The sequence below is a fragment of the Enterococcus sp. C50 genome, assembly GCF_040887505.1.
GTDB lineage: Bacteria > Bacillota > Bacilli > Lactobacillales > Enterococcaceae > Enterococcus_B > Enterococcus_B thailandicus.
Window position 1 is genome coordinate 84,357 of the sequence record NZ_JBFOFW010000004.1, and the last position, 19,258, is coordinate 103,614.

Below are 19,258 nucleotides of genomic sequence, written 5' to 3' on the forward strand. Positions count from 1 at the left end.
CCTCCTATTTTGTTAACAGACTCATAAAGTCTTCGGCTTTGTCACTTGGGACCATTTGGGCAATCAGGTGTACACCTTTGGCTGCCAACTGCTTAAATACGGACACATCTTCTTCTACAACATTGATTGACTTAGTAATCGATCGAGTTTCATCTGTTTGAGACATATTGCCAACATTGATTTCTGTTAAAGGAACGCCTAATTCAACTAACTTCAATAAACGATCTGGCTTCTTTGCAACAATCAGCAATCGTTGCGAATCATACTTTCCAGCTAAAATATTAGTTGCTGCTTTTTCTACTGGTAACACGCTTAACTTTACCCCGGCTGGTGTAGCAAGCTTTAGACCACTTTTTTCGATTGCATTCGTTGCTACCTCGTCGTCCACTACCATGATTCGCGTAATATTTAATTTTGTTGTCCACAAATTCGCTACTTGTCCATGAATCAGTCTGCCATCAATCCGTACGCCAATAATTGCCATTTTGCTTCGTTCCCTTCTATTTTTAAATATGTGATGTTACTATAAAAAGCAATCGAAACCGCTTACTTTTCCTTCAATTAAAATGAAACTGTTATGCTTTTTCATACCAAGGTGTCGCTGTTTGTTCCACAACTTCATTTAATTCCTCGATGTTTGCCCGACCAGTCGTTTGCAACCAATCAATTGCGCCTGCTCGACCACTCTCAACATAGGCTTTTACACCGTCTTTCCAAGTTGCTCGGCCACAAAGAACACCGTTAAAGTCCGAACCAGATTTGTGGGCAAAGACCAACGTTTCTTGGAATAATTTCGTTGACACTCCTGCACTTAAGAAAATAAATGGTAAATTCGTTGCTTCACTTTGCTCTTTAAAGAATTCTTGTGCTTCAACTTGTGTGTAGCATGTTTCGCTAGTAGCAAACCCCTCAACGTAATTCATATTGACAGGCACTTCGACTTTTAATACATCCACTTTATAGTTTGGCCGTGAAAATTCTTTCATCATCTCAATGACTTTATGGGGTTTGATTTTCGCATATTCAATTGAATTACTATCTGTAATTGTTGCATCATAAGAAACCAATTCTAAGTAAAAAGGACGATCCTCTCCTGCGCACTCACTTCCTAAACGTTCGACAAAAACATGTTTTACATGATTGATTGCTGGGTCTTCATCTACGTCATAATATAGTAAGAATTTAACAGCATCTGCTTGCGCTATTTTTAAACGTAAGGCAGACCAATCTTCGAGCAAATCAGGTAGACGCCCTGGTTTCGTCGCATCATACCCCGTTTTTTCATAAGCTAATAACAAGCCTGCTTGTTCGTCACGAGCGTTTGCCGCAGGTAAGCCATACTCTGGATCTAACAAAATAGCAGAAGCAAAAGGTGTCAGTTCACTTGAAACGAGGGTTTTAAATTCGCTGATTTGTTCTGCTGTCGCATCCATTCCTAGTGCATTCATCATTTTTTTCAGTGCACCACGTTGATCAATTGCTAATGCACTGATTTTCCCGGTTTCTGTGGATAATCGATTCATTGCTGCTTGTTTTTCTGTTGTCAAGTTCACTTATTTTCTCCTCTTTTCTTTAAATTCCTGGATAGTCGTGAATCGTTACTCCCTTAACAACACGATTAACGGTTCCGCTTGGTGAAGGAGTATCTGGGGTATTTCCGATTTTGATGGATGTCAACAATGCAATCAGTTGTGCAACTAAGATCATCGCTAAAGATAGGTACCCATCAGGCAAACGAATTTCAGTTGCTTCGATTTGGAAAGTTTGACCAGAATAGTTTATTTTTCCAGGTTGAGCAATCGCAATCGCTTGTTTCGCAATTTTATCTCCGTGAATTTCTTCTAAAATATCTAAATCATAGGTTCGTGTGTAAGGCTGATTGTTGACAAATACAAAGACGAGCGTTTCGTCATTTACAAATGATTTAGGTCCATGACGAAAACCCATGGAAGAATCAAAACTAGTAGCGACTTTTCCCGCAGTTAATTCTAAAATTTTAAGTTGTGCTTCTCTTGCCAAACCTGCTAAGCTACCTGATCCTAGATAAACAATTCTTTGAAAATCTGGCGAAATCAATTCCTTAATCTCAGTTGCTCTGTTTAAGATATCCTTACCCAGCGTTGATAAAACGGTTACATATTTTTCCTTTGTTTCATCCGGTGTTTGATCAAAAATCAGTAAGGCACTTAACATCATGCACGTAAAACTTCCAGTCATTGCAAAACCAGCATCATTTGATTTTTCAGGCATCAATAATAAAAAGTTGTTTGCATCTTTTTCTGCTGCTTTAGCCAAACTTCCCTCTGCTGCACAAGTAATCGTTAAATGAAAAATCGTCGAAACAACTTGATTTGCGAGCTCAACTGCCGCTAAACTTTCAGGGCTATTCCCACTGCGTGCAAACGATACAAGTAATGTGGGTTCGTCTGGAATTAAATAATCTTGTGGTGCAGCAACGATATCAGTTGTTCCAATACTTTGGAAAATAAACTTTTGTGTTTCACCATGTCCATTCAAATAAGGAACAATTGTATCTCCAACATATTGAGACGTTCCCGCTCCAGTGAAAATCACTCGGATACGTTTTCCGTCTGCTGCTTCATCCATTTTTTCAAAAAATTCTTTGAGTTTTTCTTTTTTTTCCTTCATGATTGTAACGGTTTCTTGCCATAATTCTGGTTGCTGTTGAATTTCACTAGCCGTGATTGCTGCACCTAGCTCTTTCAACTTTGTTTTTTGTTCAAGCATTTGACTTCCTCCTTAATTACTACGTACGTGCCGAATTTTATAATGGAACTGATCTGCTCTGGCAACGCTGACTGTGTATTCGATAATTTCATTTTTATGATTGTACGTCGACCGAATCAAATGTAATACAGGTGCACTATCTGCGATACGTAATAAATCGGCGTCTTTCTTTTGAACGATGCTCGCATAAAATTCTTCATCTGCAAACTGGACGATTTGATTGTAGTCTTGTGAGAAAACATCATATAAGGGTTTACTTTCAAGTAACGGTAAATCTAAATTCATAAATAATTTAACTGGCAAGTAAGAACGTTCTACCATCAAGGGTTCTGCATCTGCCAATCGTAATCGTTTGATTTTAAACACTGGTTCACCAAGCATTATATTCAAAGCTTGGGCAATTTTCTTTGTTGCTTCGATTTGACGAAATTCTAAAATAACTGTCTTAGGTAGTCTGCCTAATTCTTTCATTGCTTCTGTAAAACTGTATGCTCCAGCTAAGTTGGATGATTTCACAGATAGATCAGAGACAAATGTACCTTTACCATGGCGGCGATAAATGCAACCTAGTGTTTCTAATTCTTGTAAAGCTAAGCGAACAGTCGTGCGACTAACGCCGTAATGTTGACATAATTCTCGTTCAGATGGCAGTTGATCGTGTGCTGTCATCTGCGTTTCGATTCGATCTTTTAATACATCAACAAGTTGATAGTATAATGATTTTCCTTTGCTTGAGCTCTCCATTATTTTTTCCTTCCTCTAACTGGTTATAACCACATGACAAGAATAAAAATATTTCTCTATTTTGTCAAACCTTTTTTTAAAAAAAATTATACATTATCAGTATTATCAAGGATTTTTTTTCATTTCAGAAAAGTACCAGACTGATACCAGTTGATAAAATTATGACACTTATTGCTTGATAATGGCTTCTAATGCAAAAAAACTGAGACAAATTTCATTGTCTCAGTTCTAAATAAACTTATTTTTTTGAAAAAGTATGGGCCCGCTATCTCAATGAAGCTGAACGTTTGGTGCCACAACCTTATTCACGGTGTTCCCCAAGCAACTCCTCAAAATAATTCATAACTGTCCAAAAACATGAAAAGCTATTTTTGTCAGTTGCTCATTATTTTTTTGGAGCTGAACGCTTGGCGCCACAACCTTATTCACGGTGTTCCCCAAGCAGCTTCTTTGGCAATAAGTCCTCTTTTCTTAAAATATGGAAAACTATTTTTAGAAAAGTATTCTTATTGCTTGAAGCTTAACGCTTGGTACCACAACCTCATTTTGTCATAATCTTATCCAAGCTTGCCAAAGACAACGCCATAAATGCAATTTCTTTCAATTGAGTTAAACGGTTGGCACGTACTGCTTGATCTTCCGCCATAACCATTGTTTGATCAAAATATTCTTCAATCAATGGGCGCAATTGGACTAAGCTTTCATAGCTTTCACCTAATGTTTGTGTTGCAAAATTAGCTTTTAACTCATTCACAGCTTCATTCAATGCTGATTCTGCTTCATTTTCAAATAATGCGGGGTCTACTACACCAACTTCTGTTGTTTCTGCTTTTTTCGCTAAGTTGATGACACGTGTCAAAGCTTCCATAGATGGTTTGAAATCTGCATCATTCAAATGTTCTTTAAATAATTGTGCTGCGCTAAAGACTTTTGTTAAATCTTTTTGTTCCGCATTCAATACTGCGTCAATCACATCGTGACGAATTTCTTTAGTGACTAATAATTGGCGTAGACGTCCTTTGATAAATGAAAGAACTTCGCCTTGACCACTGGCTAAGTCAATTCCAAAACGTGTTAGATCTTTACTGATTTCTTCATCAATAACTTCTTGCAATTTAGCTAACGGGAAGCTCCATCCTTTTGATTCAACGATACGAACCACACCATAAGCTTGGCGACGTAAAGCATATGGATCGTTTGATCCACTTGGTACCATTCCTACAGCAAAGAAAGAAAAGATACTATCTAACTTGTCTGCAACTGCTAAAACCGAACCAATAACTGATTCTGGTAGTTCACCTTCGCTTGAAATTGGCATGTAGTGTTCACGAATCGCTTTCGCAACTGCAGGTTTTTCACCTTCAAGTAACGCATATTTTTCACCCATGATTCCTTGCAGTTCAGGGAATTCACCGACCATATTCGTCACTAAATCAAATTTATAAATTTCGGCAGCTCGTTGAAGGTCTGTTAATTCTGATTCAGATAACCCAACTTCTTCCCCAATAATGCGGGCAGCGATTTGAACACGTTGCATTTTTTCATAAATGCTACCGATTTTTTCATGGAAAGTAACTGATTTCAGTTTTTCTACGTCTTCTGCGATTGAAACTTTCTTGTCTTCATTGTAGAAAAATTCAGCATCTTCTAAACGTGCAGTCAATACTTTTTGATTTCCTTTAATAACATTGTCTAATTTGACAGCATCTCCATTGCGAGCGGAAATAAAGTGAGGTAATAACATTCCTTGGTCATTTCGAACTTCAAAGTAACGTTGATGCTCTTTCATTGAAGTTACCAAGACTTCTTCTGGTACAGAAAGATATTTTTCTTCAAAATCACCAGCAAAAACAGTTGGATATTCTACCAAGTTATTTACTTCTTCAAGCAATTCTGGATCAAGGTCAATTACCCAATGATTTTTTTCTGCTAGTTTTTGTGCTTGGCTAACAATCATTGCTTCTCTTTTTTGTGGTGAAGCAATCACAAACTGTTCATTCAATTTATCTTCATATTCTTTCGCATGGTCAAAAGTGATTGGTTCGCCTAAGAAACGATGTCCACGAGAAGTACGACCTGTTTCAACATCTAATACGCTAAATGGAATGACTTCATCATCTAACAACGCAACGATCCAATGAATTGGACGAATATATTCAAAATCAAAATTTGCCCAGTGCATTGTTACAGGGAAAGTTAAACTTTTAATTACATCTGCCAACCCAGCTAAAACTTCAATTGCAGGTTTTCCGTGCGTGTATTTTGTAACATAAACATATTCAACATCTTTTAATTCTCTAAAAGTAATATCAGCTGTTGTTAGTCCTTGCCCACGAACAAACCCTTCGGCTGCTTTTGACCAATTTCCATCAGCATCTAATGCAATTTTTTTTGCTGGTCCCTTGACTTCTTCTTCACTGTCTGCTTGGCGTTCAGGAACATTTACTACTTTGATTGCTAAACGACGCGGTGTTGAAAATGTTTCGATTGAATCATAAGTCAATTGATGTTCATCTAAAAATTTTGCTGTTTTTTCTTCTAGTTGCTTCATGCTTGGTGTTACTACATGAGCGGGCATTTCTTCTAGTCCAATTTCTAATAATAAGTCTTTTGCCATCTTATTCAGCCTCCTTAACTGTTTCTGGATTTGCTGTGTTTTTGTTCAATAGTGGGAACCCTAGTTTTTCACGTTCTGCAACAAAGATTTTTGCTACCGCACGAGCCATATTTCGGATTCGAGAAAGATAGCCAGCACGTTCTGTAACTGAAACAGCGCCACGTGCATCAAGTAAATTAAACGTGTGGCTACATTTTAAGATGTAATCATATGCTGGATGAACAAGGTTTTCATCAATACAACGATTCGCTTCTTTTTCAAAACGATCAAAATTTTGTAACAATAATTCTTGGTCACTGACTTCAAATGAATATTTTGAGTGCTCATATTCAGGTTGTTTGAAAATCTCACCATATTTCACGCCTGCTGACCATTCAAGATCATAAACACTTTCCACTTCTTGGATATAAGAAGCTAAACGTTCTAACCCGTAAGTGATTTCTGAAGTTACTGGTTTGCATGGTAAGCCACCTACTTGTTGGAAGTACGTAAATTGTGTGATTTCCATTCCATCTAACCAAACTTCCCAACCAACACCAGCACAACCCATTGAAGGATTTTCCCAGTTATCTTCAACGAAGCGAATATCGTGTTCTAGTGGGTCAACGCCTAATAAACGTAAACTTTCCAAATATAATTCTTGGATATTTTCTGGTGAAGGCTTCATCACGACTTGAAATTGATGATGCTGATACAAACGGTTTGGATTTTCACCGTAGCGACCATCTGCTGGACGACGTGAAGGTTCCACATAAGCCGCATTCCAAGGTTCTGGTCCAATGGCACGTAAAAATGTGTAAGGACTCATTGTTCCGGCACCTTTTTCTGTGTCATAGGCTTGCATTAGCATACAACCATTTGATGCCCAAAATTTTTGTAATGTTAAAATCATGTCTTGAACGCTTAATTTTTTACTCATAGTATAGTACCCCTTTCATTTCTTACAAAGCTTGCACGACTGGATAAAATGCGACGACTGAACCTGGAATCAATTTCACACGAACAACGTCTGTCTCAGCTAATTCTGCAGCAATTGAATAAATCGTTTCTTCTGGTCTGGTGGTAAAGCTTTCTTTCACTTGTTCTTGGTCATCAACAACGCTGACTGCCAATGCGACACTCGAAAGAACTTTGATTCGGTTTTCTTTAAACTCTGTTGCCGGAATTTCCATGTCAAATTGCATCTTGATTTCCTCCTAAAAATACAAAAAGTCCCTATGTCTGACTACAGACATAGGGACGAATAAATTCGCGGTTCCACCCTACTTCCGAATAAACATTCGGCAGCTTCGTTTCACGTACTCCCAAGCGCCACTTCAAAAATCGATTGTATTCGGCTCACACTCTCCCGAACTCGCTTTTACCCACGTATTTTTTACTCTTCTTGATCAACGTACTATTTTTATCTACGGTTAATAATAGCCGTTTCGTTACTCTTTTGTCAAATTTTTTTATTGACCAATTAAATTTCTTTTTTTCTCGGCTCACTCATGATCTGTAGGATCAGCTGACAAAGGTGACTCGGGTTCCTCAGCTACTTCTTCTTGCTCAGTAGCTGGGGCGTCACCTTTTTTCTCTAATGGTTTGAGCACATGCTCCCATGATTTCATTTGATCAATAAATTTTTTGCTTTTAAGATGAATCCCCACATATTCTTCATAAAGCTGATCAATCAATTGACGAATCGCTTGCTTCGTTTCTTCTTTTAAATGGATTCCGTTGATTCTCTCATAAGAAATAGCAGAAAACATACGTGCAAAATAAACAGCTCGAGGATCCGCGTGATACCTTCTTGGATCAAGGGACCAATGACGTTCGCAAATCACACCGCCATATTTTGAAGAATAATCAAATTTTCCTTGTGTTTCACCGCAAACCGCGCAATGCGTCCAAATCGGTGCAATCCCAAATCGTTGTAAGATTTGGATCTCAAAAATATTGGTGATGATTTCTGCATCGTCTCCTTGATTCATTCTTTCCAACGCTTGTTGCGTAAAATGAAAAAGATTCGGATCATATTGGTGATCTTCAATTGCTGCATCAACCAAACTTAACAAATAAGTCCCATAGCCACTCAAAAAAATATCTTCTTGAATTTTACGATAGGCATGAACATCTTTGACACTCGTGATAAAAGATAGACCCTCACTTTTAAAGGTGCCAATATAAACAGCTTGAGTAAACGGTCGAATAGCAGGTGCTAATGGCTGGTTTTGTCGATGGATACCTTTGACATAAAACATCATTTTCCCCGCTGATTCTGTAAAAATCTTGACCAATTTATCTTTTTCTTTATAGTTGCGACTAGAAATAATCAAGCCTTTTGATTCAACCAATTGACTCAATCGATTCCCCTCCTCAAAAAAAGAAATCTGGAAAAAGTATTGCTACCTGTCCAGATCCGTTTTTTTTACTGATTTTAGTATTCGTCTTTACGGTAACCAAAGTCTTGGAGATAGACTTTTTTGTCACGCCAATCCTTTTGAACTTTTACCCAAAGTTCCAAGAAAACTTTATCACCGAGTAAACTTTCAATATCTTTACGCGCTTTTGTTCCGATTTGTTTCAACATTTTTCCGCCTTTGCCAATGATGATTCCTTTTTGGCTATCACGTTCAACAATGATCGTTGCTTGGATTTGAATTTTATCATTTTCATTACGTTTCATCGAATCAACAACGACTGCTACGGAATGAGGAACTTCGTCACGAGTCAATACCAGTACTTTTTCTCGAATCAATTCTGAAACAACAAAATATTCTGGATGATCTGTTATTTGATCTTCTGGGAAATATTGCGGACCCTCTGGCATTTCATCCACTAAAGTTTCCATCAAACGATCCACATTGTTTCCTTCAGTTGCAGAAATCGGCACTACTTGAGCAAATGGCATCTGTGAAGAATAATCTTCGATAATACTTAACAACTCATCTGGATGGATTTTATCAATTTTATTGATAACTAGATAAACAGGTGATGTTACATTTTTTAGTCGTTCAATAATAAAATCATCCCCACGGCCACGCTTTTGATCCGCACTAATCATAAATAATACAGCATCTACTTCTTTCAGTGCGCTGTAAGCTGCTTCGACCATGAAGTCACCTAAGCGATGTTTGGGTTTATGAATTCCTGGCGTATCAATAAAAATCAATTGTGCTTCTGGTGTCGTGTAGACTCCTTGGATTTTATTTCTAGTTGTTTGTGCTTTGTCACTCATGATGGCAATTTTTTGACCAACGATTCGATTCAAAAGTGTTGACTTACCAACGTTAGGGCGTCCAACAATGGCAACAAATCCTGATTTATGTTCTGGCATATTGTTTCTCCTTCTTCTTTAAAAAAATAATTGATAAATTTTGGGAACAAATAAAATCAAACCTACGATCACCGCAAAACAAGCCGTCAATAAAACCGCTCCCGCAGCCATGTCTTTAATTTTTTTCCCGATCGGGTGAAAATGAAAGTCCGTAAACATATCGACAACATTTTCAAAAACAGTATTTAAAATTTCAACAATCCACACTAAAAAAATAGCTAAAAACAGCCACAGCCATTCATTCTGACTAAGCTGAAAAATAACGCCAGCAATCAATGCAAAGATGCCGAACACAACATGAGTTTTCATGTTGCGTTCTTCATCAAAAACCGTTTTTACTCCTTGAATGGCAAATTCCACAGAAGTCATAAAATGTTTATTCTTCTCAACCTGTTTATCTTTTAAGTCCATAAGCATCCAAAATCTCTTTCTGTAACCCAAACATTTCTTTCTCGTCTTCAGGGGTCATGTGGTCATACCCGTTGATGTGTAAGAAACCATGTACTGCTAAGAAACCTAATTCGCGATCATATGAATGGCCATATGATTCTGCTTGTTCTGCAGCGCGTTCGATTGAGATCATAATGTCGCCAAGAACACGTGGCATTGGATTCTCTCCATCTTCAAAAATAACTGGGATCTCGTCTTCGCCTTCTTCTTCCAAAGCAAAACTAATGACGTCAGTTGGTGCATCTTTTCCTCGATAATCACGATTGATTACTTGGATCGCATCATTATCCATGAAAGTCACTGACATTTCAGTTTCTTCAGGCAATTTTAAATAATCGGCTGCAAACTGGAGTAGTTCGTCGATTTCTTGCATCTTCTCCTCAGGTACTTTGTTTGTTTCATCCATGAATGTAATATCCATTAGTCATCGCTTCTTTCTTTACTCACTTTTTAGATTATTCTTGTGTTTGTGCTTGCTCTTCTTTTAATTTTTCAGCTTCTGATTTCATTTTTGGATACTTGATTCGCGAGTGGAACGTACTACTTAATCCACTAATCAATGATTTCTCAACTTTGCGAATTTCTTTCAATGTTAAACCTGTCTCGTCTAGCTGACCATCTGAAATGCGTTCTGCAATCAAGTTATGAACAAATTGTTCGATTTTTTCACCTGTTGGATGATCCATTGCACGTACAGCTGCTTCACAGCTATCGGCAATATTGACAATCCCAGCTTCTCTTGTTTGTGGTTTTGGCCCCGGATAGCGGAACTGCTCCTCTGTTATTTCAGGGTTACGTTCCTTTGCTTTCACGTAAAAATACCGCATCAATGTCGTTCCGTGATGTTGGTTACAAATGTCAATGACCATTTCAGGCATACCATATTCTTCTAAAATTTTAGCACCATCAGTCACATGACCAAAAATAATTTGTTTACTATCTTCTGGCAACAGGAAATTATGTGGATTTTCAGCACCAGACGGTAGGTTTTCAACAAAAAAACTAGCATGTTTAATTTTACCAATATCATGATAGTAACAAGCCACTCGGGTTAATAGCGAGCGACCACCAATTTCTGCTACTGCATTTGCACTTAGATTAGCTACCATCATACTATGATGATACGTTCCCGGCGCTTCTTCTAATAGTTGTTTCAATAGTGGATGATTTGGGTTACTTAGTTCATTTAAGACAATCACACTATCATCTGTCACCATTAATTCAATGTAAGGATGCAAGCCCATCGTTAATAAGAAAGATAACAGTGCACCTGTTACACCACAAACTAAAGTCAACCAAGTTGTTCCATCACTAAAGCTCATACCTTGATAAACAATCAAGATGATATTCATCAACGTTGGGAAGATAATTACCCATAAAACCGCTGGTAATCCTTGTTCAGAAATTCGTTGACGACGAACGATTGTCCCCATCAAACCAGAAAACAGATACGAAACTAATAACACGGTTAAGGTATTTGTCCCAATAGAACCATAATAGATAAATAACGCTGTTACCGCTTGGAAAAGTGCTGCCATAATCCCGGCTCTTCGATTAAGGAAGAAATTTAAGACCAATGGGGTAAACGCCGCTGGGTAAAACAACGGGATATAAGTTGCTTGTTCCGTTTGGAATAATTGGAAAAATTTCATCATGATAATACTTAAAGACATTGCTGTTACATAAAACAACACATATTCCGTCCGTTTATCTGAATCTTGAAATTGCAATGAATTGTAAGTCAAAACAACAATTTGAAGCAACACGGCTAAAATCATTGCAACTAGCGGAAAAATCGAAGTTGTTTGATTGGTTAGTCCCAATAATTCTAATTTTTTCATTGCGGCTGCATCAATTTGATTTCCTTCGCGTACAATGATTTCTCCTTGGAAAATCATTACAGGCTGAACAGCTTCCCGTGCAGTAGCTTTCAGTTCTTCGGTCTTCTTCTCATTAAGAACATCATTCACTACGATTCCTTGATCCACCAAGTAGTTCAGTACTTGTTGTTGCGCAGAGGTAACATTGAGATATTGGATTTTATCCTGTGCCTCTTGCTTAAATGTGTCAACATCGCTTTCTCTTACTTGCTTACTCATTTGTTCATCGATTAATTTCAGACTTTCATCACGAACAGTCGACAATTCATCCTCTGTCATACCGAAAATGAGTGTATAAAAATTGCTAGGTAACTTTTGGTAAAACGCGACATCTTCTACGTTCACTGTTTCAAAATTCTTCTTCAGTGCTGCAATTCTTTCATCAATCGTTGGTTTAGGAATATTAGCATCGTCACTGGCCTTTTTGACTTTCTCATCATACGCCTTGTCGATTGTATCATTTGTTTTGTTAATCAAATCAAACAGTTGCTTGATTCGGTCATTTTGATCAGCTGCTAAATCTTGTTGATAGGTGTACTCTGGTGTGACTGCTTCGGCTGCCAATTTTCTCTTTTGCTCGGTCTCTTCTGTATTCTCAATCGTTTTGGTTGCACGAATACTTTCTTCAGCTACTTGTCCTTCTCTAAAATCGTTTGCTTTTTGTTTGACACTACTAAAAGTCACCCCACAAACGATCACAAAAAACACAGCTAACAGCAAGGGCAAAAACACTTTTCCTAATTTTGCTTGCAGTTGCTGGATTGTTTTATTCAACATGTGCTTATCCTCCTAAGCAAAGCTTATTCTTGATGAAGATCGGCTTTTTCGTACGCTTGAATAATTTCAGCAACTACTGGATGTCGCACAACATCGCTGGCTTCGAAATTAACAAAATCAATTTTTTTGATTTGCTTCAACGTACGTTCAGCATGAACTAAGCCACTCAATGTCCCTCTCGGCAAGTCAATTTGACTAGTGTCTCCATTGACGATCATTTTCGATTGGTAACCAAGACGAGTCAAAAACATCTTCATTTGAGCCACAGTCGTATTTTGTGCCTCATCTAAAATAACAAATGCGTCATCCAATGTTCGACCACGCATGTACGCCAAAGGTGCAATTTCAATTACGCCTCGTTCCATTAAACGGTTCGTATGTTCCAACCCGAAGATTTGGTAAAGTGCATCATAAACAGGACGTAGATAAGGATCAACTTTTTCTTTCAGATCCCCGGGTAAAAAGCCCAGATTCTCTCCTGCTTCAACAGCTGGTCGAGTCAAAATAATCTTTTGGACTTCGCCTTTTTTTAATGCGGCAATTGCTAACACAACCGCTAAGAAAGTCTTCCCAGTTCCAGCAGGTCCAATACCAAAAACGACGTCATGGTGTTTGACGGACTCAACGTATTTCTTTTGTCCACTATTTTTTACCCGGATAGGTTTACCATTTCTGTCTTTCACAATTTCTTCTTCATACATCTCGATGAAGTAATCTAAGGTACCTTTTCGCCCCATATTTATCGCCGCTACCACATCTGGTGTACTGATATGGATTCCGCGTTTGATCAGTTCTTGTAGTGTGCGGATAACTGAACTAGCCAATTTCACTTGTTCATTTGTTCCAATTAGTTGAATTGTTTCACCACGCGTATTGATAACGGTGTCGGTTGCATCTTCTATAAGTTTGATGTGTTTATCATGCGCACCAAAAAGTAAGCTGGCATCGTCAGCCGCTGTTAATCTAATCTCTAAAGAAATGGACTCTTCTGTCAAAAATAGACATCTCCTTTATCTCTTTCATTTCTTGTCTATTTTACCACACTCATAGAAAACTATATAGCAAATAAAAAGCGGGGCGTTGACACACCTTTTTCTTCAAACTCAAACAACAGAAAAAAACCGCAAACATTTCTGTCTGCGGTTCAGATTACAAAATTAAGCTTGTAATAGTTCTTTTACGATTGCATTTACTTGATTTCCGTCTGCTTTTCCTTTGACTTTAGGCATGATAACTCCCATTACTTTGCCAAATTCTTTAACAGATGAAGCACCAGTTTGTGCAATAGCGTCTTGAACAAGTTGTCGAATTTCATCATCAGAAAGTTGTTCTGGCATATACTTTTCGACAATTACAATTTCGCCTTTTACTTTATCAGCTAAATCATCGCGTCCTGCCTGCTCAAACTCATGTAAAGAATCACGACGTTGTTTCATCTCACGAGACAACACTGTTAATTCTTCATCTTCCGTCAAGTCGTGGCCTACTTTGATTTGCTCGTTTTGTATTGATGACTTAATCATACGAATGACTTGCAAAGTTTCTTTCTCTTTTGCCTTCATCGCTGCTTTCATGTCATCGTTCAATCTACTTAGTAGTGACACACTACCAGCTCCAATTCATCAAAGAACTAGAATTTTTTGCGTTTTCTAGCTGCTTCAGATTTTTTCTTACGTTTCACGCTTGGTTTTTCGTAGAATTCACGTTTACGAGATTCTTGTAAAGTACCCGCTTTTGACACGGAACGTTTGAAGCGACGAAGAGCATCGTCAAGTGATTCGTTTTTGCGAACGACTGTTTTTGACATGTTAATTCCCTCCCTCCGAGCTTAAAAAGTAACCGTAGTGCTATTGAAATAATTATCCCAAAAAACAAACTGTCCTTTAAACATTATAGCTAATGCTCTTTTGACCGTCAAGGGATTCTTTCTTTTTTTTTGATTTATTAGTTGTTATTTTATTTTATCGAATCATTGACAATCTTCACAACGCCCAAAGATTTCAAATCGGTGACCTTCAATCGTGCACCCACCAAGTTGTTCTTCAAAATAGTTCATTGGGCACATATGGATTTCTTTCGTCTTCCCACATACAGTGCAGATAAAATGATGATGGTGACCGATTTCGCCCTGACAACAATGAAAGCGGAATTTCATTTCCCCATTCAAGTCGGTTTCTTCCAATAAATCAAGTTCAGCAAAATCATGCAAGTTGCGGTAAATCGTATCGTAACTTACACCTTTGAATGTTTCGTTCATATAGTCAAAGACTTCTTTAGCAGAGACATAGCGATTACGCTTTACCAAGTAAGTCAACAAAGCTTCTCTTTTTTTCGTGTATTTAAATCCGTTATTTTTGAGTGTTTCCAAAGATTGTTCAATTAATGTTTGCTTTTTCATTCCTCTTCCTCCAAATCAAAACGATTACGAAGTACGTATTCCAGAGTATGGTATAATAAAGCAAAAAAAAAAGCAAGTGAGGTTTTTCTTATGGCTTCAGATTCAACTGAATTAGTTACTTTTTTTGTCATCTCTGATTCTGCTGGTGAAACAGCAACCAAATTAGCACAAGCAACAATGGCTCAGTATCCAAGTGTCGAATTCAATTTATTTCGTCGAACATTTGTCACTGACAAAGAAACTTTACTCAATGCATTAAATGATGCCTTGACAGAACAAGCCATCGTTCTCCACACCTTGATCAATCAAGAATTGATCGACACAGCTCGAACATTTTGTGATGAAAACGAATTGTTCAGCTTTGATATCATGACGCCACCTGTAGCCGAAATCGAACGACGAACCGGGATTCAACCAACGCGTCAACCCGGCGCACTTCATTTGTTGAATGAAAACTATTTCAAACGCATCAAAGCAATGGAATTTGCAGTGAAATATGACGATGGTAAAGACCCTCGAGGATTTTTAGAAGCAGATGTTGTTTTGCTTGGCGTTTCTCGTACTTCCAAAACACCTTTGAGTCTATTTTTAGCCAACAAAAATTTAAAGGTTGCAAATTTACCTTTGATTCCACAAGCACATATTCCAAAGCAATTGTGGGAAGTAGATCCTAAAAAAATTGTCGGTCTAACCAATGATCCCGATATTTTAAACAGCATTCGTAAGGAACGCATGCGCTCTTATGGGTTAAATCCAGATACTGCTTATTCTGATATTGAAAAGATTCGTGCAGAATTAGACTTCGCAAATGATCTTTATCAAAAACTGGGCTGTGTAGTAATCAATGTCGCCTCGCTTTCTATTGAAGAAACTGCTTCTCTGATTTTAAATGCACTTGAATTAGAAGACCACAGCTATTATGGAACAGAGTCTTCTGAAACTTCCGATTGATTCCCTGATTCTTATTTTAATTCGCACCAACGAAAAAGGTGAGCCCACATCCGATAACGGTTTGGGCTCACCTTTTTTCGAGCAAAATCATTTGGCTTTTATTTCTTAGACTGGATTACTGTTTCAAATACTTTTTGTTTTCTGACTTAGTCATGCTCCACATGCTTGACAGTCTGCTCTAAGATATCTAAAACATGGGAGTCATCCAGCACATATAAGATTGCTTTTCCTTCACGGCGAGAACGAACGATTTTATTTTCTCGGAGTAATCGCAGCTGATGCGAAACAGCTGATTGTTCCATTTCCACCGCTTGGCTGATAGCTGTCACATTTTGTTCACCATTTTTTAGATACAATAAAATTTTTAAACGTGTTGGATCGCTTAACATTTTAAATAGCTGACTGATCTTTTCAATTTTTGTTCCTTGAACCTCTGACAAAGGCTTCACCTCCAACTATCCAAAAAGACTGACTTCTAAAGTTTACCACTTTTTCCGTCAGTCTCAAATTCCTTAGTCTTTTGTAATTGCTTGGATGCTTGCTTCATAAGCTGCAATTTTTGCTTCAGCATCGTCTTGCGAGTTTCCTTTAACTCCAATGTAGAATTTGATCTTTGGTTCTGTACCAGAAGGTCGAATTGCTACCCAACCTTGTTCTTCTAACATATATTTCAAGACATCAGAAGGTGGTGTTGTTAATGCTTCAACATTTCCAGCTGCATCTGTTCTTGTTAATTTCTTGAAGTCTTCTGTCTGCAATACTTTGGCACCTGCAAATTCAGTTGGTGCTTCTTGACGGAATTTCTCCATTAACGCTGCGATTTTAGCTGATCCTTCTTGACCACTCATGGTAACAGAAATCGTTTTTTCTGCATAGTAACCATACGTTTCAAAAATTGATTGTAACCCATCATACAATGTTTTTCCTTGTTTCTTGTAAAAAGCAGCAACCTCTGCCAATAGAACTAATGCTTGGATTGCGTCTTTATCACGTACAAATGGTTTAACTAAATAGCCATAGCTTTCTTCAAAGCCAAACATAAATGTATGTGAATGGTCTTCTTCAAACTGTTGGATTTTTTCAGCAATAAATTTGAACCCAGTTAGCACATTGAACATCGTTGCACCATAGTTTTTTGCAATTGCAGTTGGTAATTCACTTGATACGATCGATTTCAACACCGCTGGATTCGCTGGCATCGTCTTTCTTGCTTGATGTGCTTCTAAGATGTATTGAATCATGATTGCGCCAAGTTGGTTTCCTGTTAATACTTCGTACGAACCATCAGGTAAACGAACGGCAGCACCAAGACGATCGGCATCTGGATCTGTTGCAATCAACAAATCAGCGCCTTCTTTTTCACCTAGACGGATTGCATATTCAAAAGCAGAATGTTCTTCCGGATTCGGAGATTTAACCGTTGTAAAATCAGGATCTGGAATGGCTTGTTCAGGCACCAAAACAAATTGCTCAAAACCAGCTTGTTTTAAGGCTTTTTCGCCTAACATTTTCCCGGTTCCGTGAAGAGGTGTATAAACCAATTTTAAGTCTTTACCCATTTCTTCAATCAATTCGTGGTCAATCGTTACAGCCTTCATTTCTGCTAAATAGGCGTTGTCTACTTCTTCGCCAATAATTGAAATCAGACCACTGTGTTCCACTTCTTCATCTGACATCACTTCGACTTTCAGCGGATTGCTAACTTCACGTACATATTTAGTCAATGCATCGGCATCTGCTGGTGGCATTTGTCCACCATCTTCACCATAAACTTTATAACCATTATAAGCAGCAGGATTATGAGAAGCCGTAATCATGATGCCAGTAAACGCATTCAAGTGACGAACAGCAAAAGATAATTCTGGTGTTGGTCGTAAACTTTCAAAAACAAAAGATGGAATATCGTGCTTGGCTAAGGTCTTCGCAGCCTCCATTGCAAATTCCGGTGATTGATGACGTGAGTCATATGCGATTGCTACACCACGACGTTTTGTTTCAGGATCTTGTGCATCCATAAAACGAGCGAGTCCTTCAGTTGCTTGGCGGACTGTGTAAATATTCATACGATTAATACCAGGGCCTAAAATACCACGCATTCCTGCTGTACCAAATCCTAAAGGCGTATAAAAAGCATCTTCTAATTGTTTAGAATCCTGACTCAATACAGTTAATTGCTGTTTTAAATTTTCTTCTAGGTTCACTTCATTTGCCCATTGTTCATAAACTTGTTCCCAAGACATGAAAATAACACCTCTTTCTAAAATATGAATTCTGTTTTAGTATAGCATTCACTAAGATTAGATGAAAGTCACAACGAGAAAAAATGATATCAGTTAGGATTTTCAATGGATAAATAAAAACAAAGCCCAACCAAAAATGAGGATACACTTTTGATTGAGCTTTTTTATTTTGTTAACATAATAAGTTTATGCTTGTGTAGTGGATTCTGCTAAAGTTTCTAAATACTTGAACACTTGTTGCCCAGCAATCCCACCATCACCAACTGCTGTCGTGATTTGTCGTAAATCTTTTTCACGCACATCCCCTACAGCAAAAACACCTGGCATATTCGTTTTCATTTCTTGATCAGTTGGAATCCAACCAGCGGCATTGGTTAAGCCAGCTTGTTTGAACGGATCTGTTAGTGGATCAAGACCAACATAGATAAAGACACCGTCAGCTGCTAAAGCTACTTCATTCCCTGTTTTCACATTATGTGCTTTAACACCTGTTACCACCATTTCATTTCCAATGATTTCATCAACAACTGTGTCCCAAACAAATGAAATTTTTTCATTGGCAAAGGCACGCTCTTGGATAATTTTTTGCGCACGTAATTCATCACGACGATGAACGATCACAACTTCAGAAGCAAATTGCGTTAAGTAAATCGCTTCTTCAACTGCAGAATCTCCACCACCGATCACAACTAATCGTTTATTACGGAAAAACGCACCGTCACACACTGCACAGTAAGAAACGCCGCGACCTGCATACTCTTCTTCACCAGAAACACCAAGTTTACGGTGGACACAGCCAGTAGCAATGATGACTGTTTTTCCTTCATACGTTTTATCTTCACAGATGACTTCTTTGTACGTACCATGATCTCTGATATCTTGGACGATCCCATAGGCATTTTCTGTACCAAATTTTGAGACGCCTTCATACATTTTATACGCAAGATCAGGGCCCATAATTGACTCAAATCCTGGATAATTTTCGATTTCTGCTGTGTTATTCATTTGACCACCAGGCGCGCCTTGCTCAATCATCACAACTGATAAATTTGAGCGTGAAGCATACAAGGCAGCTGTCATTCCAGCAGGGCCTGCGCCAATGACAATTACATCATACATATGTACATTCCTCCG

General features: G+C 38.0%; 20 protein-coding genes. 1 reads left to right on the forward strand and 19 read right to left on the reverse strand.

The features are described from left to right. Positions 1-4 precede the first annotated feature (4 nt). The 16 genes from AB3I20_RS06690 to AB3I20_RS06765 form a co-directional block, all read right to left on the reverse strand. Complete coding sequence (locus tag AB3I20_RS06690; protein ID WP_067483894.1) at positions 5-484, reverse strand: PTS sugar transporter subunit IIB; 480 nt, start codon at positions 482-484, stop codon at positions 5-7. A gap of 91 nt (positions 485-575) precedes the next feature. After that, complete coding sequence (lacD, locus tag AB3I20_RS06695; protein ID WP_067484145.1) at positions 576-1,547, reverse strand: tagatose-bisphosphate aldolase; 972 nt, start codon at positions 1,545-1,547, stop codon at positions 576-578. A 25-nt stretch (positions 1,548-1,572) separates the two neighbouring features. After that, a complete protein-coding gene (locus tag AB3I20_RS06700) occupies positions 1,573-2,748 on the reverse strand; it encodes an SIS domain-containing protein (protein WP_067483893.1) in 1,176 nt (391 codons plus the stop codon). 12 nt (positions 2,749-2,760) lie between these two features. Next, on the reverse strand, positions 2,761-3,492 hold the full coding sequence (locus AB3I20_RS06705; protein ID WP_067483891.1) for a GntR family transcriptional regulator: 732 nt from the start codon (positions 3,490-3,492) through the stop codon (positions 2,761-2,763). Between the two features lie 541 nt (positions 3,493-4,033). Beyond that, positions 4,034-6,109, reverse strand: a complete 2,076-nt coding sequence (glyS, locus tag AB3I20_RS06710; protein ID WP_218658119.1) for a glycine--tRNA ligase subunit beta — start codon at positions 6,107-6,109, stop codon at positions 4,034-4,036. 1 nt (position 6,110) lies between these two features. Continuing rightward, positions 6,111-7,028: a glycine--tRNA ligase subunit alpha gene (glyQ, locus tag AB3I20_RS06715; protein ID WP_067483888.1), complete on the reverse strand. Its 918-nt coding sequence runs from the start codon at positions 7,026-7,028 to the stop codon at positions 6,111-6,113. 22 nt (positions 7,029-7,050) lie between these two features. Continuing rightward, on the reverse strand, positions 7,051-7,293 hold the full coding sequence (locus AB3I20_RS06720; RefSeq protein ID WP_271015204.1) for a hypothetical protein: 243 nt from the start codon (positions 7,291-7,293) through the stop codon (positions 7,051-7,053). Positions 7,294-7,593: 300 nt separating this feature from the next. Further along, positions 7,594-8,454 carry a DNA repair protein RecO gene (recO, locus tag AB3I20_RS06725; protein WP_067483884.1) on the reverse strand — a complete coding sequence of 287 codons (861 nt, stop codon included), beginning with the start codon at positions 8,452-8,454 and terminating at the stop codon, positions 7,594-7,596. A gap of 74 nt (positions 8,455-8,528) precedes the next feature. Continuing rightward, on the reverse strand, positions 8,529-9,428 hold the full coding sequence (gene era, locus AB3I20_RS06730; protein ID WP_067483882.1) for a GTPase Era: 900 nt from the start codon (positions 9,426-9,428) through the stop codon (positions 8,529-8,531). An 18-nt stretch (positions 9,429-9,446) separates the two neighbouring features. Next, complete coding sequence (locus AB3I20_RS06735) at positions 9,447-9,839, reverse strand: diacylglycerol kinase family protein (protein ID WP_172843720.1); 393 nt, start codon at positions 9,837-9,839, stop codon at positions 9,447-9,449. Next, a complete protein-coding gene (gene ybeY / locus AB3I20_RS06740; protein ID WP_067483877.1) occupies positions 9,823-10,299 on the reverse strand; it encodes an rRNA maturation RNase YbeY in 477 nt (158 codons plus the stop codon). The genes AB3I20_RS06735 and ybeY overlap by 17 nt, the downstream gene beginning before the upstream one ends. Before the next feature lie 34 nt (positions 10,300-10,333). After that, complete coding sequence (locus AB3I20_RS06745) at positions 10,334-12,535, reverse strand: HD family phosphohydrolase (RefSeq protein ID WP_368027119.1); 2,202 nt, start codon at positions 12,533-12,535, stop codon at positions 10,334-10,336. A gap of 23 nt (positions 12,536-12,558) precedes the next feature. Then, the gene (locus AB3I20_RS06750) at positions 12,559-13,530 is read right to left on the reverse strand and encodes a PhoH family protein (RefSeq protein WP_368027120.1); all 972 of its coding nucleotides are present in this window, start codon (positions 13,528-13,530) and stop codon (positions 12,559-12,561) included. Between the two features lie 162 nt (positions 13,531-13,692). Beyond that, positions 13,693-14,139 (reverse strand): GatB/YqeY domain-containing protein, encoded by a 447-nt coding sequence (locus AB3I20_RS06755; RefSeq protein WP_071868699.1) that lies wholly within the window; start codon positions 14,137-14,139, stop codon positions 13,693-13,695. Between the two features lie 26 nt (positions 14,140-14,165). Continuing rightward, a complete protein-coding gene (gene rpsU, locus AB3I20_RS06760) occupies positions 14,166-14,342 on the reverse strand; it encodes a 30S ribosomal protein S21 (protein ID WP_002356740.1) in 177 nt (58 codons plus the stop codon). Between the two features lie 162 nt (positions 14,343-14,504). Next, a complete protein-coding gene (locus AB3I20_RS06765) occupies positions 14,505-14,933 on the reverse strand; it encodes a Fur family transcriptional regulator (protein WP_067483869.1) in 429 nt (142 codons plus the stop codon). Positions 14,934-15,023: 90 nt separating this feature from the next. Here AB3I20_RS06765 and AB3I20_RS06770 point away from each other — a divergent pair, with 90 nt between their 5' ends. After that, a complete protein-coding gene (locus AB3I20_RS06770; protein WP_067483867.1) occupies positions 15,024-15,884 on the forward strand; it encodes a pyruvate, water dikinase regulatory protein in 861 nt (286 codons plus the stop codon). A 146-nt stretch (positions 15,885-16,030) separates the two neighbouring features. Here the strand turns inward: AB3I20_RS06770 and AB3I20_RS06775 are convergent, their stop codons facing one another. The 3 genes from AB3I20_RS06775 to trxB form a co-directional block, all read right to left on the reverse strand. Next, positions 16,031-16,324, reverse strand: a complete 294-nt coding sequence (locus AB3I20_RS06775; RefSeq protein WP_067483865.1) for a helix-turn-helix transcriptional regulator — start codon at positions 16,322-16,324, stop codon at positions 16,031-16,033. A gap of 72 nt (positions 16,325-16,396) precedes the next feature. Continuing rightward, positions 16,397-18,124, reverse strand: a complete 1,728-nt coding sequence (locus tag AB3I20_RS06780) for a phospho-sugar mutase (protein WP_368027121.1) — start codon at positions 18,122-18,124, stop codon at positions 16,397-16,399. A gap of 186 nt (positions 18,125-18,310) precedes the next feature. Next, complete coding sequence (gene trxB, locus AB3I20_RS06785; RefSeq protein ID WP_067483861.1) at positions 18,311-19,243, reverse strand: thioredoxin-disulfide reductase; 933 nt, start codon at positions 19,241-19,243, stop codon at positions 18,311-18,313. Positions 19,244-19,258 lie beyond the last annotated feature (15 nt).

Coding starts and splice junctions, on each gene's coding strand:
- glyQ (WP_067483888.1), bottom strand. CDS start 7,028: ATGAGTAAAAAATTAAGCGTTCAAGACATGATTTTAACATTACAAAAA.
- ybeY (WP_067483877.1), bottom strand. CDS start 10,299: ATGGATATTACATTCATGGATGAAACAAACAAAGTACCTGAGGAGAAG.
- AB3I20_RS06690 (WP_067483894.1), bottom strand. CDS start 484: ATGGCAATTATTGGCGTACGGATTGATGGCAGACTGATTCATGGACAA.
- trxB (WP_067483861.1), bottom strand. CDS start 19,243: ATGTATGATGTAATTGTCATTGGCGCAGGCCCTGCTGGAATGACAGCT.
- AB3I20_RS06720 (WP_271015204.1), bottom strand. CDS start 7,293: ATGCAATTTGACATGGAAATTCCGGCAACAGAGTTTAAAGAAAACCGA.
- AB3I20_RS06705 (WP_067483891.1), bottom strand. CDS start 3,492: ATGGAGAGCTCAAGCAAAGGAAAATCATTATACTATCAACTTGTTGAT.
- AB3I20_RS06770 (WP_067483867.1), top strand. CDS start 15,024: ATGGCTTCAGATTCAACTGAATTAGTTACTTTTTTTGTCATCTCTGAT.
- rpsU (WP_002356740.1), bottom strand. CDS start 14,342: ATGTCAAAAACAGTCGTTCGCAAAAACGAATCACTTGACGATGCTCTT.
- glyS (WP_218658119.1), bottom strand. CDS start 6,109: ATGGCAAAAGACTTATTATTAGAAATTGGACTAGAAGAAATGCCCGCT.
- AB3I20_RS06780 (WP_368027121.1), bottom strand. CDS start 18,124: ATGTCTTGGGAACAAGTTTATGAACAATGGGCAAATGAAGTGAACCTA.
- AB3I20_RS06700 (WP_067483893.1), bottom strand. CDS start 2,748: ATGCTTGAACAAAAAACAAAGTTGAAAGAGCTAGGTGCAGCAATCACG.
- AB3I20_RS06745 (WP_368027119.1), bottom strand. CDS start 12,535: ATGTTGAATAAAACAATCCAGCAACTGCAAGCAAAATTAGGAAAAGTG.
- AB3I20_RS06735 (WP_172843720.1), bottom strand. CDS start 9,839: ATGGACTTAAAAGATAAACAGGTTGAGAAGAATAAACATTTTATGACT.
- era (WP_067483882.1), bottom strand. CDS start 9,428: ATGCCAGAACATAAATCAGGATTTGTTGCCATTGTTGGACGCCCTAAC.
- AB3I20_RS06765 (WP_067483869.1), bottom strand. CDS start 14,933: ATGAAAAAGCAAACATTAATTGAACAATCTTTGGAAACACTCAAAAAT.